Raw genomic sequence first — 15,576 nt, 5'->3', positions numbered from 1 at the left:
AGCGAAATATGATAAAGGGGAATCATAGCATGCGCGCGCCCGGGCGGCGGGGCAGGAAATGGTAGTCGGGCGCGGCGGCGTAACTATTTTGCAGGCCCGGTAAGGCGAAGCCGCCGCCGGGCATTAACCGATAGTCGCGTTCTAGCTTAAATCGACATTTTTACTGCCGAACAGCCAGGTGAGGACAAAGCCGCACAGGTAGGAGACCGCCAGCCCACCGGCGTAGACCGCCATCCCGGCGTAAATTCCGCTGCCGGAGGTCATCAGCGGCAGCGCCACCAGACCGGACGGGCCGAACACCGTGTTCAGGCCGACCGGCAGCCCCAGCCAGGCGATCAGTCCGACGAAGAACCCGCCGCAGGCGCCGCCGAGGCAGGCGGTGACAAACGGCTTCATCCGCGGCAGGGTGACGCCGTAGATCAGCGGCTCGCCAATCCCGAGGAAGCCCGGAATAATCGCCCCTTTAATCTGGGTTCGCAGCAGCGAATCGCGCTTCGCCCGCCAGAACAGCGCCAGCGCCGCCCCCACCTGCCCGGCCCCGGCCATCGCCAGGATCGGGAACAGCGAGTTAAAGCCCTGGGCGTCCACCAGCGCAAAATAGACCGGGACAAACCCCTGATGGACGCCGAACATCACCGCCAGCAGGAACAGGCCGGCCAGCACCGCCGAGCCAAACGGGTTGCCGTTAAGATGCAAGAACAGCCACGACATGCCGGTAAACAACCAGCCGCCAATCGGCATGATCACCGTAAAGGTCACCGCGCCCATGATCAGCAGCGTCACCGCCGAAGTGAGGATCATATCGAGGTTGGCCGGCATCACCCGCCGCACCTGGCGTTCAACCCACGCGCCAAGGATAGCGGCGATCAGTACGCCGATGATATTGCCGCGCGGATCGATGCCATGGCCGAAGAAGGTGGAAATGCCGGCGTAGAAGCCGCTAGTTGCCTCCGGGTTGTAGCCCAGCACGAACAGCGAGGCGATAATCGCGCCGTTCACGCCGGAGCCGCCGAACGCCTTCTGCGCGTTATAGCCAATCAGGATACTCAGAAAGGTGAACATCCCTTTGCTGAAGACCTTCATATAGCCAATCAGCGCCACCAGGCTGGCGTTCGGATGGGCGTTCTCCAGTACGAAAACCTGTTCCGCCAGGGTGGCGAAGCCCAGCAGCAGCCCGACGGCGATAAAGCCGGGGATCAGCGGCGTAAAGATGGTGGCGAATTTGGCGAGAAACTTCTGCACCGCGCTGGTCTGCCTGCCCTTCAGCGCCTGCTTTTTCTCCGCCGCGACGTCGGCCAGCGTCGGCGCGGCGGCGGGCGCCGCCTCCAGCAGGCCGTTCATCATTTCGGCGGCGGTTTGCGCCTTGCCGGGGCCGAGCACCACCTGGAACTGCTCGTCGCTGACGATCACCCCCATCACACCGTCAATCTGGCGGATGGCGGCGCTGTCGGCCAGACTTTCATCGCGCAGGGTCAAGCGCAGGCGCGTCATGCAGTTGCCCGCCTGCGCGACGTTTGCGGCGCCGCCCACGTGGGCGAGGATCCGCGCTATCATCTCTTTCGTTATTTTTGCCATTGCCCGTTACCTGTCTGTCGGCGCTCAGGTGTTGCTGAGCGCCTTGCGGATATAGCCGTTGTTTTTCGCCAGCAGCGACTGCGCCTCTGTGGCGCTTAAGTCCGCCAGCACCATCACGATCGCCGTTTTACAGTGGCGGCCGCAGGCCTCCAGCGCCTTCTGGGCGGTGGCGCGATCGCAGTCGGTAGCCTCCATCACGATAGAGACCTGGCGCTCAATCAGCTTGGCGTTGGTCGCTTCAACGTCGACCATCAGGTTGCTGTACACCTTGCCGACGCGGATCATCGCCCCGGTGGAGATCATGTTCAGCACCAGCTTCTGCGCGGTGCCGGCTTTCAGGCGGGTAGAGCCAGTGACCACTTCCGGGCCGACTACCGGGGTGATCGCCACGTCCGCCAGCTGGGCCATTTCGCCATGCGGGTTACAGCTGACGATGGCGACAAAGGCATTCTGACTATGGGCGTATTCCATGGCGCCAATGACGTACGGCGTGCGTCCGCTGGCCGCCAGCCCCACCAGCACATCGCGGTTGCTGAAGTTCAGGTTCTGCAGATCCATCGCCCCCTGCGCTTTGTTGTCTTCCACGTTTTCCACGGCGCTGAGAATCGCTTTATGTCCGCCGGCGATGATCCCCACCACCTGCTCCGGGCGGGTGCCGAAGGTTGGCGGGCATTCGCTGGCATCGAGGATCCCCAGACGCCCTGAGGTACCCGCGCCAATGTAAATCAAGCGGCCACCGGCCTGCAGCGCCGCCGCGACCTTATCCACCACCTCGGCAATCTGCGGCAGATAGGGCGTTATCGCCTGGGCTACCTGCTGGTCTTCCTGGTTTATCACCGTCAGCATCTCGAGGGTGGAGAGGGTGTCAATGTTGGCGCTGTTGGCGTTACGTCGCTCGGTCAGCAGTTTGCTCAGGTCGATACTCATAGAAACCTCGTTATTCTCAGTGGCGCGCAGTATAAGGAATTATTTATTCCTTTCATGTGAAGAGTATCACGATTAGTACGTGGAGAATAATACGAGAATGGCAGATATGGCGGGAAATAGTGCGGTAATAAATCTGGAATATTTTATTACCGCAGCAGGAGATTAGCGTGCGTCGCGCGGTTTGCTGAGGCCCAGCAGCAGCGCCAGCAGGTAGGAGATGGCCATCGCGAGGCTCATTTTCAGCATCGTTTCGCCGCCGAGACCCGCCAGCGGCGCGGCGATGCCGCCGAAGACAAACATCAGGGTGCCCATCAGCGCGGACGCGGTCCCGGACTGCGCGGCGTCGACGGCGCTCATCGCCTCCGCGCCGGCGACGGTGCTGATGCCGCTCATCAGCGACACGGTAAAGAACAGGCCGACCAGCGCCAGCACCGGCAGATGCAGCCAGGCAAACAGCAGCATGATCGCCGCACAGCTCACGGCCAGCGTCAGGCCGCCGCGCAGCAGGCTTTCGGCGCTAAAGCGGCGCGCCAGACGGGAAAAGATCATCGCGGCGATGATCAGCCCGATACCGTTCAGACCGAACAGCAGACTGAACTGCATGGCGCTCATGCCGTATTCGCTCTGCATCACGAAGGAAGAAGAGCCGATGTAGGAGAACAGCCCGGCCATCATAAAGGCCTGAATCAGGCAGAAGCGCAGAAAGCGGCGATTTTTCAGCACCGGCTGGCCGCGTTGCTGGCGGGCGGCATGCGCCGCTGTGGCCGGCCGCGTTTCCCGCAGGATCGCCAGGCTCATCACCAGCAGCACGCCGCCAATGGCGGCCATCGTCCAGAAGAGAATTCGCCAGTCGAAGGCGGTGATGACGTAGCCGCCCAGCACCGGGGACAGCACCGGCGCAATGCCGTTCACGGTCATCAGCAGGGCGAAAAACTGGGTCAGCAGGGTGCCCTGGTATTTATCGCGGGCAATGGATCGCGACAGCACCGAGCCGCCGGCGCCGGCGAAGCCTTGTAAAAAGCGCCAGACAATCAGCATGTTGATATCGCGGGTCTGGGCGCACATCGCCGAAGAGAAGATAAACAGCAGCAGGGACAGCGCCAGCGGTTTCAGGCGGCCAATGCGGTCGCTCAGCGGGCCGAAAAACAGCTGACCCAGGCCGAGACCAATCAGCGCGGCGGTCAACGACAGCTGGGTCTGGGTGCTGGTGGCCTGCAGCTGCTGAGTGATCTCTGGCAGCGCCGGTAGATAAAAATCCGTGCACAGCGGGCCGATACCCGACAGCAGGCCGAGGATCAGCGCCCAGGAGAGGGAAACACGTGCCATAACGATTCCTTGTAGAGGCCGGGCTCGGTCGCCCGGCGGGTAAGTTTAACTGGCGCCGCCGCCCAGCGACTGCCAGAGGGTGATCCGGTTATTGAGGTCGGTCTGCTGCAGGGACAGCAGCGTCGTTTTCGCCGACCACAGCGTGCGCTGAGCGGTGAGCACCGACAGATAATCGCCGACCCCGGCCTGATAGCTCTTCATGGCGATATCCAGCGATGTCTGCTCGGCGGCGACATACTGCCGCTGAGCATCAAGCTCTTCGCTCAGCGTTTCCCGGCGCGCCAGCGCATCGGCAACGTCCTTAAACGCGCTCTGAATCGATTTCTCGTAGGTGGCGATCAGCCCCTTTTTCTCCGCTTCCGCATAGCGCAGCTGCGACAGGTTGCTGCCGCCGGTGAACAGCGGCAGGCTGATGGAGGGGGCGAACGACCACACCTGCATCCCGTGGCTGAACAGCGACGACAGCGAGTCGCTGCCGACCCCGGCGCTGGCGGTCAGGGAAATCGACGGGAAGAAGTTCGCCCGCGCCGCGCCGATATCGGCATTGGCGCTCTTCAGATTGTGCTCCGCTTCCTGAATGTCCGGCCGACGCAGCAGCACCGACGACGACACGCCCGCCGGCACCAGCGCGATGCTGTTATCCCCGAGACTCTCGAGAGTGCCGGGCAGCAGGCTCTCCGGCACGGTTTCCCCCGCCAGCAGGTTAATGGCGTTTTTATCCTGCGCCACCAGCGTGCGATAGCTGGCGACGCTGGCGCGCGCCTGCTGATAGACGCTTTCCGCCGAGCTTACATCGCCGGCTGAGGCGGTGCCAACCGCCATCTGGCGGGCGACGATGTTGCGCGAGTTTGCCGCGCTGTCCATGGTCTGCTGCGCCAGCGCCAGATTGCTGTTATCCGTCGCCAGCGTCACCCAGGCGGTGGTCAAATCGGCAATCATCGTCAGCCGGGTATTCTGCGCGGTGAATTCGCTGGCAAGCCAGGTTTCGCGCGCCGCGCGCGACAGGCTCTGGTTCTTGCCGAACAAGTCCAGTTCGAAGCTGGAGACCGCGCCGTCGGCCTGTGAAGCGGAGCTCAGGCCGCTGGCCACCGTTTTGCTGCGGGTGTGGCTCAGTTCGGCATCAACGGTGGGAAACAGCGATGCCCGCGTTTCGCCATACTGGGCGCGCGCGGCCTCGATATCGGCCAGCGCCTTTTGCACATCGCGGTTGCTGTTCAGCGCGATGCTGACCACTTTTTTCAGCCGCGCGTCATTGACCACTTTCTGCCAGTCGCCGACCACCGCCGTCGATTCGCCGTGCGCCCCGGGCAGGGTGGCCGGCACCGGCGCGGCCGGGCGATCATAATGCGGGTCAAGCGAGACGCAGCCCGCGGTCAGGAGCGCGATAAACATAAAACTTAAACGAAACATACCTTACTCCTGAGAAGGACGTTGGCGGGTGAAGAGACGCTTCACCAGCACGAAGAACAGCGGTACGAAGAACACCGCCAGCAGGGTGGCCGTCAGGGTGCCGCCGATAATCCCGGTGCCGATCGCCACGCGGCTGTTGGCTCCGGCGCCGGTGGCGATGGCCAGCGGCAGCACCCCGGCGATAAACGCCAGCGAGGTCATGACAATCGGGCGCAGGCGAGTCTGCGCGGCGCGGATCGCCGCCCGGGAGAGCGAATACCCCTCATCCACGGCGGATTCAGCGAACTCCACGATCAGGATGGCGTTTTTCGACGACAGGCCGATGGTGGTCAGCAGCGCCACCTGGAAGTAGACGTCGTTGCTTAAGCCGCGCAGCGTCGCCGCCAGCGCCGCGCCAAGCAGGCCGAGCGGGATGACCATGATCACCGAGAACGGCACCGACCAGCTCTCATACAGCGCCGCCAGGCACAGGAACACCACCAGAATCGAGATGGCGTACAGGCTCATCGCCTGGCCGCTGGCCAGCTTTTCCTGCAGCGAAATGCCGCTCCACGCCCAGGTGGAGCCCGCCGGCAGGCTGTCGGCCAGCTTTTCCATCTTGTCCATCGCCGCGCCGGAGCTGAAGCCGGCGGCGTTTTCGCCCTGGATCTCAAAGGCGGCGGAGCCGTTGTAGCGCACCAGGCTTTCCGGGCCGTATTGCCAGTGGGTGGTGGCGAAGGCGGAGAACGGCGTCATGCTGTTATCGCTGCCGCGAACGAACCATTTGCCAAGGTCCGACGGCACCGCGCGCGCGTCGCTTTCGCCCTGGATATAGACCTTTTTCACCCGGCCGCGATCGATAAAGTCATTCACGTAGGTACCGCCCCAGGCGCTGGAGAGCGTATCGGTCACGTCGCTCAGCGACAGCCCCAGCGAGACGGCTTTGTTGTTGTCGATATCCACCTGCAGCTGCGGCATCTGCGGCAGATCGTTAGCGCGCACCGACTGCAGTTCGCTGCTCTGGTTGGCCGCCGCCAGCAGCTGGCTGCGCAGCTTCATCAGGCTGTCACGGTCGGTACCGCCGCTGGCCATCAGTTCGAAGGTGAAGCCGTTGCTCTGCCCGAGACCGTCTACCGACGGCGGGGTCATGGCGAAGAGGGTGGCGTCGCGGATCGTCCCCAGCTCTTTGGTGGCGCGCAGGGCGATGGCCTGGGCGGTGTTGTCGTCCCCTTTGCGCTGCGACCAGTTTTTCAGCGACACGAAGGCCATCCCGGCGTTCTGCCCGCTGCCGCTAAAGCTGAAGCCGTCGACGGTGAAAATGACGTCGGTATTGGCTTTCTCTTTGGTGAGGAACCAGTCGGTGACCTGGCGGCGCACCTCGGCGGTACGCACCGCCGTCGCCCCGGCGGGCAGGGTGTACTGGACCATGATCTCCCCCTGGTCCTCCACCGGCAGGAAGCTGCCCGGCAGCTTCCACATCGCCAGCGCCATCGCCCCGCAAATCAGCGCGTAAGCGCCCATCATCACTGCGCCCCGGCGCAGGCCGCCGAGCACCCGGCGCTGGTAGCCCGCCTCCGTACGTCCCCACAGGCGGTTAAAGGCGCCGAAGAACCCTTTGGTGTGCGGTTTGGAGTGGCTGAGCAGCGCGCCGCACAGCGCCGGGGTGAGGGTCAGCGCTACCACTACCGACAGCATCATCGCCGAGATAATGGTTACCGAGAACTGGCGATAGATGACCCCAGTCGAACCGCCGAAGAAGGCCATCGGCAGGAACACCGCCGACAGCACCAGGGCAATCGCCACCAGCGCGCCGGAGATTTCGCCCATCGATTTTTCGGTGGCTTCGCGAGCGGGGAGCCCTTCGTCGCGCATAATGCGCTCCACGTTCTCCACCACCACGATGGCGTCATCCACCAGCAGGCCGATCGCCAGCACCATGGCGAACAGCGTCAGGGTGTTAATCGAGTAGCCGAACAGGGCCAGCATCCCGAAGGTGCCAAGCAGCACCACCGGCACCGCCACCGCCGGAATGAGCGTCGCGCGGAAGTTCTGCAGGAACAGATACATCACGCAGACTACGAGGATAATCGCTTCGAACAGGGTCTGAATCACGTCCTCGACCGAGATTTTGATGAACTCGGTGCTGTCCTTCGGATAGGCAATATCGTAACCCTGCGGCATCTGACGCTGGAATTCGGCGATTTTGCTTTTCACCAGCGTCGCGGTGTCCAGCGCGTTGGCGCCGGGGGCCATCATCACCGCGATCCCGGCGGCCGGGTGGCCGTTCAGATTGGCGGTGGCGGTGTAATCCTCGCTACCCATCTCCACCCGCGCGACATCGCTCAGGCGTACTACCGAGCCGTCGGCCTGGCTTTTCACGATGATCGCTTTGAACTGGTCAGGGGTTTGCAGCCGGGACTGCGCGCGCACGGTGGCGGTTAATTGCTGGGCATTGGACGACGGTAGCGCGCCGATTTTACCGGCGGAAACCTGCACGTTCTGCGCCTCAATCGCCGACTGGACGTCGGAAGGCATCAGCGAGTAGGAGGCGAGTTTGGTCGGGTCCATCCAGACGCGCATCGCGTATTCGGCGCCGAATACCTGCAGGCTGCCGACGCCCTCCACGCGCGCCAGCGGGTCCTGCATATTGCTGACCAGCCAGTCGGAGATATCGGAGCTGGTGGCGCGGTTGGTTTTGTCATACACCGCAAGGATCAGCAGAAAGCTGCTCTGCGATTTTTCCACCGTTACGCCGGACTGCTGGACTTCGCTCGGCAGCCGCGATTCCGCCTGCTGCACTTTGTTTTGCACCTGCACCTGGGCGGTGTCCGGGTCGGTCCCCTGCTCAAAGGTGACGGTGATGCTGACCGAGCCGTCGGAGCTGCTGGTGGAGCTGAAGTAGAGCAGATGGTCGAGGCCGGTGAGCTGCTGCTCGATCACCTGGGTGACGCTGTTCTCCAGGGTTTCGGCGGACGCCCCGGTATAGGTGGCGGAGATTTTCACCGCCGGCGGGGCGACATCCGGGTACTGGCCTACCGGCAGCGTGCGGATCGCCAGCACCCCGGCGAGCATAATCAGAATGGCGATCACCCAGGCAAAGACCGGGCGACGCACGAAGAAACGGGAGAACATCAGGCGTTGCCTCCGTTATTGTTGACGGCGACGGCCTTCACTGTCTGTCCGGGGGCCACTTTACCGGTGCCTTCGACAATCAGCTTGTCGCCCGCTTTCAGGCCGCTCAGCACCAGCCATTTATCGCCGTAGGTGTCGCCGGTTTCCACGGTACGCTGCTCAACTTTGTTGGCGGCATCGACCACCAGCGCCGTGGCGTCGCCTTTGGCATCGCGGGTGATCCCCTGCTGTGGGGCGAGGATCGCGTCGTTCATGATGCCTTCATCGATGCGCGCGCGGACGAACATCCCCGGCAGCAGGACGTGCTGCGGGTTGGGGAAGATAGCGCGCAGGGTTACCGAGCCGGTAGATTCATCGACGGCGACTTCGGTGAGCGCCAGACGCCCTTTTTCGGGATAGGTACTGCCATCTTCCAGGGTTAACGTCACGCTGAGGGTGTCGCTGTTGCTGGCCAGGCTTTGCTTGCGTAAACGCAGGAGATCGACGCTGGATCGCGTCAGATCAACATACATGGTGTCGAGCCCGCGGATCGTCGCCAGCGCGGTATCCTGATCGGCGGAGACCAGCGCCCCCGGCGTAACCGACGAGATGCCGATGCGCCCGGCAATCGGCGCGGTGACGGTGGTCCAGTTCAGGTTAATGCGCGCGCTCTCCAGCGCCGCTTTCTTCGATTCCACGCTGGCTTTGTCCTGGGCGCAGGTGGAGGCGGCGTCGTCAGCATCCTGGCGGGAAACGCCGTTATCCCTGACCAGCGACGCGTAGCGCTGGGCCTTCTGGCAATCGGAGACCACCAGCGCCTGGGCCTGTTTCAGCGCCGCCGCCGCTTCGTTCCAGGTCGCGCGATAGCTGGAGGGATCGATCTGGTAAAGGGCCTGCCCGGCCTTCACCATATCGCCTTCGGTAAACAGGCGTTTCTGGATGATGCCGCCCACCTGCGGGCGAACTTCGGCGCTGAGCGAGGCGGTGGTGCGGCCGGTGAGCTGGCTGACTACCGGCACCGGCTGGCTTTGCAGGGTGACCACGCCCACTTCCGGCGTGGGTTGCTGCGGAGCAGATGTCTGCGCATTATCGCATCCGCTAAGGAGAAATAATGCTGTCGCGATGGGAGCTATGATGTATTTCATTATATTTTCTCAAGATATAAGACGTCCGCCCCGTTTATTTAAAAACGAGGGAATAGGTTGGGCGCTGAGGCATTTTCGGGTGAGCGAAAATGACAAAAAAGGAACACAGATGTTCCTGAACGTGATTGTTATTGTGTCTCCGCTGAAGCCAACCTCTTCGGTCTTCAGGAGGTGAAAAGCGCATCTCCTCTGGTTTTGTGGTGAGAATGATCATTCTCATTTTTCCCCATTATACGATCCGTCGCGATAATGGAAAGGTTTTTTTGCTTACTTTTAGAACGCAAAAAATTAAGGCAAATAATCATGGAGAAAATAAGAATATTTTGTGAAAGTGGAGAGGGAAAATAACCATTCGGCAGCGCGATACTGGAGATAGTTAATGACACTAATCATTACAAAAAGCATTAATCCCGACGATCAACAAGAACTGTTTGCCGGTCTGCGGCAGTATAATCAGCAGTATCTCGATGCGGCGCAGTTTGGCGATCTGGGGATTTACTCGCGCGATGCGCAAGGGGTAATGCAGGGCGGGCTGATTGCTAAACGCAAGGGCAACTGGCTGTGCATTGAGTATCTGTGGGTTAGCGAGACGACGCGCGGGCGCGGGCTGGGGAGCGAGCTGATGCAGGAGGCGGAACAGCAGGCGCAGGCGCAAGGCTGCAGCCATCTGCTGGTGGATACCTTTAGCTTCCAGGCGCTGCCGTTTTATCAGAAATTAGGCTATCAGCTGCAGATGTCGCTGCCCGACTTCCCGCACGCAGGCATGCAGCGCCACTATTTGTCGAAGGCGCTGTAACGATCCTGGTATCCCCGGGCGGTCAGGTACCGTACCTGTGGTTGTGCCGGATGGCGGCATAAAGGCCTTATCCGGCCTACACAGTCCTCCCGTAGTTTCGCCCCACCCAGGACCGGCAAGCGCAGCGCCGCCGGGCAGGATATCAGGCACGGCACCTGTATTCTTGCCGGGTGGCGGCTGTCGCCTTACCCGGCCTACGGTTCGTGCTGTGCGCTCCCTGCGGCATAAGAGACATAACGCAGAAGATCAACCGGGAGCGCAATCTGCCGGGAATTAACATAGAAGTTGTAGCCCTGCTAAGCGTAGCGCGAGCAGGGAAAATCCCGGATGGCGGCGCGTGGTGTCTTATCCGGACTACAAAAGCGTCAAAACCACGCCTTAACCTCCAACGCCGTGGCCCATTAACGCCAGCGCGTGGCTGACGATGGTCTGACGGTTGACCGCCTGTAAACGCGGATCGCTGTGGATGCGTGAAAATGGCACCAGCACCAGGCTAATTACCGTGGTAAACAGCAGCTCCGGCGCCAGCGCCGGATTGATCTTGCCTTCCTGCTGCCAGCGACGCACCGTCCCCAGCATCACCTGAAAACGCTCCTCGCCGAAGCGGGCATCCATATGCTGGCGCAGAATCGGCATTTCGCCGATGATCTCCTGCATCCACAGCGGCGCGAACCAGGCGTTTTTCTCCGCCATATGCGCTAGCGTCTCGACCATCATCGTCAGCGCCAGTACCGGGTCCTGTGGATGATCGACAAAGATGCGGCTGATGTGATTGCGCAGCGGCATAAAGCGCTCCTCAATCAGCTGAGTCACCAGCGCATCCCGCGAGCTGAAGTAGTAATGCAGCATCGCCGGCGTCACCCCGGCCTCTTTGGCGATGGCGTTCAACGATACGCGGCCCGCCCCGTCGCGGGCAAACAGCGTCAGGGCGATGTCCATCAACTGTTCGCGGTTGGCGGTACCCGGTTTTTTACCGCGCGGCCGACCCGGGCGGCGGGGAGCATCCTGATCCTTTTGTGCTGTCATGATATGGCGATCTCTTGACCCGACTCATTCTTTCACTAAATATTAATTATGCATTTAATTAATTTCAAGCGAGCGTTGTAATGACTTCTCAAGTCGCTAACCCACCGGTGCAGTCGATACGCCTGCTGTTCAGCGCATTGCTGCTGGTGATGCTGCTTTCAGCGCTGGATCAGACCATTGTCTCCACCGCGCTGCCGACGATTGTCGGCGAACTGGGCGGGCTGGACAAGCTTTCCTGGGTGGTCACCGCCTATATCCTCAGCTCCACCATCGCGGTGCCGCTGTACGGTAAATTTGGCGATCTGTTCGGCCGCAAAATTGTGCTGCAGGTGGCGATTGGGCTGTTTCTCGTCGGCTCCGCGCTCTGCGGGCTGGCGCAGAATATGACCCAACTGGTGCTGATGCGCGGCCTGCAGGGGCTCGGCGGCGGCGGCCTGATGGTGATCAGCATGGCGGCGGTCGCCGACGTCATCCCGCCCGCCAACCGCGGCCGCTATCAGGGGCTGTTCGGCGGCGTTTTCGGCCTGGCGACGGTGATCGGCCCGCTGATCGGCGGTTTTCTGGTGCAGCACGCCTCCTGGCGCTGGATCTTCTATATCAACCTGCCGCTCGGCCTGTTCGCGCTGCTGGTGATCGGCGCGGTATTCCACAGCAGCAATAAACGCAGCCAGCATCAGATTGACTGGCTGGGGGCGATTTATCTCAGCATGGCGCTGCTGTGCATCATCCTGTTTACCTCGGAAGGGGGCAGCGTCCATGCGTGGAATGACCCGCAGCTGTGGTGCATTCTGGCCTTCGGCATCGTGGGGATCATCGGCTTTATTTACGAAGAACGGATGGCCGCCGAGCCGATTATTCCGCTGGCGCTGTTCCGCAACCGCAGCTTCCTGCTGTGCAGCCTGATCGGCTTCGTCATCGGCATGTCGCTGTTCGGGTCAGTCACCTTCCTGCCGCTCTATCTGCAGGTGGTGAAGGAGGCGACGCCCACCGAGGCCGGGTTACAGTTAATCCCGCTGATGGGAGGCCTGCTGCTGACCTCGATTATCAGCGGGCGGATTATCAGCCGTACCGGTAAATATCGCCTGTTTCCGATCCTCGGCACCCTGCTCGGCGTGACCGGCATGGTACTGCTGACCCGCATCACCATTCACTCGCCGCTGTGGCAGCTGTACCTGTTTACCGGCGTGCTGGGAGCGGGTCTGGGGCTGGTGATGCAGGTGCTGGTCCTGGCGGTGCAGAATGCGATGCCGGCGCAGATGTACGGCGTCGCCACCTCCGGCGTGACCCTGTTCCGCTCGATTGGCGGCTCCATCGGCGTGGCGCTGTTTGGCGCGGTGTTCACGCACGTGCTGCAGAGCAACCTGCAACAACTGCTGCCGGAAGGCGCGGTGCTGCCGCCGGGAATGAATCCGGTGGCGGTCCAGCACCTGCCCGCGGATATCCGCCTCGACTACCTCGACGCCTTCGGCGCGGCGATCCACGCGGCGTTTCTGATGGCGGCCGGCATTATGGCGGTGGCGTTTGTCCTCTCATGGCTGTTAAAGGAGGCGCCGCTGAAGACCGCGACGCATTAAGCGGCCCCGGCGATGCGCAGCAGTGCCTGACGCAGCGCCGGTGCGGCAAAATCGATAAATTTGCGCAGCTTAAGCGGCGCCAGATCCCGAGCGGTATACAGCAAATGGACCGGCGCCGGATCCGGCTCGACGTTTTCCAGCAGCAGACGGAGCTCCCCGTGGCGCAGGCCATCCAGCGCCTGATAATGCAGTAAGCGGGCCACCCCCACCCCCAGCCGCGCGGCATCGGCGGCGCTCTCCGGCGTGGTAACGGATAGCACCGGCGGCAGGTTAATCAGCTGGTCCTCGCGCTCAGCGGCGCGAAAGCGCCAGCCGCGATAGGGCATCGGCGATTCAATGCGGATGATCGGCAGCGCCGCCAGATCGCGCGGCCGCTGCGGCTCGCCGTATTTCGCCAGCAGCGCCGGATGGGCGCAGGCCACAATCCGCATGGTGCCGAGGCGGGTGGCCACCATGCTGCTGTCCGCCAGGTCGCCAATCCGCACCGCCAGATCGACATGGTCGCTCACCAGGTCGGCATTGCGATCGCTGAGCAGCAAACGGACGCGAATTAGCGGGTAGCGGGCGATAAATTCACTGATTACCGGAAGAACGTGCTGGCGTCCAAACATCGTCGGCGCGGAGATCACCAGCTCGCCCTTCGGTTCCTGATATTCGCCCGTCGCCTGGCGTTCGGCGTTTTCCACCTCCTCAAGGATCCGCCGCGCGGCGGCAACATAATCGACCCCGGCGTCGGTGAGCGTCAGTTTGCGGGTGGTTCGCGCCAGCAGGCGTACGCCCAGCGCGCTCTCCAGTTCGCCAATATGGCGGCTGACGGTGGTCAACGGCATATTCAGCGCCCGCGCTGCCGCCGACATGCTCCCCAGCTCGGTCACTTTCACCAGCAGCGCCATCGCGCTTAATCGATCCATTATTCTCCCGTTTTGCGGAAAGATGATTGCCACTTTACCCGTATTATCATTCTTCACAGTACAGTCCATGATGGCGCCAGACAACAGGAGGCGCTATGGCAGCAACCTTTCTCGATATCGCTATCACCCCGGACGTGATGGATGTGCAGCATGAAATGGGCAGCGACTCGCTGTGGCAAACGCCGCGCAGTCGCCGCCAGGCCGACCGCTTCGGCGACAGCGAAGCGGGGATGATCGCCACCCGCGACAGCTTTTATCTGGCGACGGTGTCGCAGAGCGGCTGGCCCTACATTCAGCATCGCGGCGGCCCGCCGGGGTTTCTGCATCTGCTGGATGACACCACCCTGGCGATGGCCGATTTCGGCGGTAACCGCCAATACATTACTACCGGCAATCTGCGCGGCAGCGACCGGGCCTGCCTGTTTTTGATGGATTATCCGCGCCGTGCCAGGCTGAAAATCTACGCCACCGTCGAGGTCCTGGCGGCAGAGGACCACCCGCAGCTGCTGGCGCAGGTGGCGCCGGCCAACTATCGCGCCCGCATTGAACGTCTGTTTCTTTTTCATTTGCAGGCGTTTGACTGGAACTGCCCGCAGCACATTACGCCGCGCTACAGCGCGCAGCAGGTGGCGGAGTACAGCCAGAACCTGCAGCAACGTATTCATGACCTGGAGCAGGAGAATCAGCGCCTGCAGCAGCAATTAGCCCGCAGAGGAGAGTAAGCATGACCGAACAACGTTCCCCGTTACCGCCGTTTACCCGCGACAGCGCTATCCAGAAGGTCCGCGCCGCGGAAGATGGCTGGAACAGCCGCGATGCGGAAAAAGTCGCCCTGGCCTACACCGTGGATAGCGAATGGCGTAACCGCAGCGAATTTGTCCACGGTCGGGGGCAAATTGTTGAGTTCCTGCAGCGAAAATGGCGCAAGGAGCAGCAATACCGGCTGATTAAGGAGCTGTGGGCATGGCAGGAGAATCGCATTGCCGTGCGCTTCGCCTATGAGTGGTGCGACGACAGCGGCAACTGGTTTCGCTCGTATGGCAATGAGAACTGGGAGTTTGATAAGCATGGACTGATGCAGACGCGCTACGCCTGCATCAACGATCTGCCAATTAGCGAAAGCGAGCGCCTGTTCCACTGGCCGCAGGGGCGCCGCCCGGACGATCATCCGGGGCTCAGCGATCTGGGGCTGTAAAACCGGCGCTGCGCGACGGATTAATCGGCTTTCGGGAAGTCGACCACCGTGTCGTTAACCCGGTTCACCATGTTGGTGAACAGGATGGCGCTGATGGCGCTGATAATCTCAATCACCTGCTGGTCGCTAAAACCGGCGTTGCGCAGCGCGGCGACGTCGGCTTCCGGCAGCGTACCGGTGGTGGTCACCAAGGTCTGCGCGAATTTCACCAGCGCATCAAGCTGCATCTCTTCCGCATACTCCCCGCGGCGCAGGGCGTGGATCTGCTCGCTGCTGAAGCCGGCTTTTTTCGCCATCAGGGTGTGCGCGGCCAGGCAGTAGTCACAGCCGGTGGCTTCGCTGACCGACAGATTAATCGCTTCCAGCTGCTGGGCGCTGAGGCTGCCTTTATGGAGCATCGCATTGTGCGCCAGCGCCTGCTGCAGCGCCGCCGGCGAGTGGCCGCCGATGGTCAGGTAGGCGTTCGGCACTTTGCCCATCGCTTTTTTGATCCCGGCGAAAATATCGGCGGCTTTGCCGGTGGCGTCTTGTTCACGGATATCTGCTAAACGGCTCATGGTTAACTCCTGTTGTTATCGAGGGTGTGTTGGCAATGGGGTCA

15 protein-coding genes are annotated in these 15,576 nt (G+C 62.0%); 5 read left to right on the top strand and 10 right to left on the bottom strand.

Going from position 1 to position 15,576, the window contains the following annotated elements; all coding sequences use genetic code 11:
• Positions 1 to 141: 141 nt before the first annotated feature.
• The 6 genes from murP to eefA all read right to left on the bottom strand — a co-directional run bounded on the left by murP (position 142) and on the right by eefA (position 9,473).
• Positions 142 to 1,575, bottom strand: a complete 1,434-nt coding sequence (murP, locus tag DR88_RS02695) for a PTS N-acetylmuramic acid transporter subunit IIBC (RefSeq protein ID WP_004150245.1) — start codon at positions 1,573 to 1,575, stop codon at positions 142 to 144.
• Between the two features lie 24 nt (positions 1,576 to 1,599).
• Positions 1,600 to 2,502, bottom strand: a complete 903-nt coding sequence (murQ, locus tag DR88_RS02700; RefSeq protein WP_004150244.1) for an N-acetylmuramic acid 6-phosphate etherase — start codon at positions 2,500 to 2,502, stop codon at positions 1,600 to 1,602.
• 162 nt (positions 2,503 to 2,664) lie between these two features.
• Entirely contained in the window at positions 2,665 to 3,828 is a 1,164-nt protein-coding gene (locus tag DR88_RS02705) for a multidrug effflux MFS transporter (RefSeq protein ID WP_004150243.1), read from the bottom strand.
• A 45-nt stretch (positions 3,829 to 3,873) separates the two neighbouring features.
• On the bottom strand, positions 3,874 to 5,238 hold the full coding sequence (gene eefC / locus DR88_RS02710) for a multidrug efflux RND transporter outer membrane subunit EefC (protein ID WP_004145029.1): 1,365 nt from the start codon (positions 5,236 to 5,238) through the stop codon (positions 3,874 to 3,876).
• A 3-nt stretch (positions 5,239 to 5,241) separates the two neighbouring features.
• Positions 5,242 to 8,349 carry a multidrug efflux RND transporter permease subunit EefB gene (eefB, locus tag DR88_RS02715; RefSeq protein ID WP_004150242.1) on the bottom strand — a complete coding sequence of 1,036 codons (3,108 nt, stop codon included), beginning with the start codon at positions 8,347 to 8,349 and terminating at the stop codon, positions 5,242 to 5,244.
• A complete protein-coding gene (gene eefA / locus DR88_RS02720; protein ID WP_004150241.1) occupies positions 8,349 to 9,473 on the bottom strand; it encodes a multidrug efflux RND transporter periplasmic adaptor subunit EefA in 1,125 nt (374 codons plus the stop codon). The genes eefB and eefA overlap by 1 nt, the downstream gene beginning before the upstream one ends.
• Before the next feature lie 206 nt (positions 9,474 to 9,679).
• Here eefA and DR88_RS31130 point away from each other — a divergent pair, with 206 nt between their 5' ends.
• Positions 9,680 to 9,802: a hypothetical protein gene (locus DR88_RS31130; RefSeq protein ID WP_004150240.1), complete on the top strand. Its 123-nt coding sequence runs from the start codon at positions 9,680 to 9,682 to the stop codon at positions 9,800 to 9,802.
• Here the strand turns inward: DR88_RS31130 and DR88_RS31125 are convergent.
• The gene (locus tag DR88_RS31125) at positions 9,762 to 9,878 is read right to left on the bottom strand and encodes a hypothetical protein (protein WP_014343452.1); all 117 of its coding nucleotides are present in this window, start codon (positions 9,876 to 9,878) and stop codon (positions 9,762 to 9,764) included. The two genes, DR88_RS31130 and DR88_RS31125, sit on opposite strands and share 41 nt — an antisense overlap.
• Between DR88_RS31125 and DR88_RS02725 the strand changes: the two genes are divergently transcribed.
• Complete coding sequence (locus tag DR88_RS02725; RefSeq protein WP_004173879.1) at positions 9,853 to 10,269, top strand: GNAT family N-acetyltransferase; 417 nt, start codon at positions 9,853 to 9,855, stop codon at positions 10,267 to 10,269. The genes DR88_RS31125 and DR88_RS02725 overlap by 26 nt on opposite strands.
• Positions 10,270 to 10,647: 378 nt before the next feature.
• Here DR88_RS02725 and DR88_RS02730 read toward each other — a convergent pair whose 3' ends face one another.
• Positions 10,648 to 11,295: a TetR/AcrR family transcriptional regulator gene (locus DR88_RS02730; protein WP_004181564.1), complete on the bottom strand. Its 648-nt coding sequence runs from the start codon at positions 11,293 to 11,295 to the stop codon at positions 10,648 to 10,650.
• An 80-nt stretch (positions 11,296 to 11,375) separates the two neighbouring features.
• Between DR88_RS02730 and DR88_RS02735 the strand changes: the two genes are divergently transcribed.
• The gene (locus tag DR88_RS02735) at positions 11,376 to 12,869 is read left to right on the top strand and encodes an MDR family MFS transporter (RefSeq protein ID WP_004145022.1); all 1,494 of its coding nucleotides are present in this window, start codon (positions 11,376 to 11,378) and stop codon (positions 12,867 to 12,869) included.
• Here the strand turns inward: DR88_RS02735 and DR88_RS02740 are convergent.
• The gene (locus tag DR88_RS02740; RefSeq protein WP_014343450.1) at positions 12,866 to 13,837 is read right to left on the bottom strand and encodes a LysR family transcriptional regulator; all 972 of its coding nucleotides are present in this window, start codon (positions 13,835 to 13,837) and stop codon (positions 12,866 to 12,868) included. The two genes, DR88_RS02735 and DR88_RS02740, sit on opposite strands and share 4 nt — an antisense overlap.
• A gap of 38 nt (positions 13,838 to 13,875) precedes the next feature.
• Here DR88_RS02740 and DR88_RS02745 point away from each other — a divergent pair, with 38 nt between their 5' ends.
• On the top strand, positions 13,876 to 14,502 hold the full coding sequence (locus DR88_RS02745) for a pyridoxamine 5'-phosphate oxidase family protein (protein ID WP_002923018.1): 627 nt from the start codon (positions 13,876 to 13,878) through the stop codon (positions 14,500 to 14,502).
• Between the two features lie 2 nt (positions 14,503 to 14,504).
• The gene (locus DR88_RS02750) at positions 14,505 to 14,975 is read left to right on the top strand and encodes a nuclear transport factor 2 family protein (protein ID WP_020801593.1); all 471 of its coding nucleotides are present in this window, start codon (positions 14,505 to 14,507) and stop codon (positions 14,973 to 14,975) included.
• Between the two features lie 20 nt (positions 14,976 to 14,995).
• Here the strand turns inward: DR88_RS02750 and DR88_RS02755 are convergent, their stop codons facing one another.
• The gene (locus DR88_RS02755) at positions 14,996 to 15,532 is read right to left on the bottom strand and encodes a carboxymuconolactone decarboxylase family protein (RefSeq protein ID WP_004188074.1); all 537 of its coding nucleotides are present in this window, start codon (positions 15,530 to 15,532) and stop codon (positions 14,996 to 14,998) included.
• Between the last annotated feature and the right edge of the window lie 44 nt (positions 15,533 to 15,576).

The sequence above is a fragment of the Klebsiella pneumoniae genome (genome assembly GCF_000742135.1).
GTDB lineage: Bacteria > Pseudomonadota > Gammaproteobacteria > Enterobacterales > Enterobacteriaceae > Klebsiella > Klebsiella pneumoniae.
Note: the sequence above shows the minus strand (reverse complement) of the source record. Positions and strands in the feature narration are given on the sequence as shown.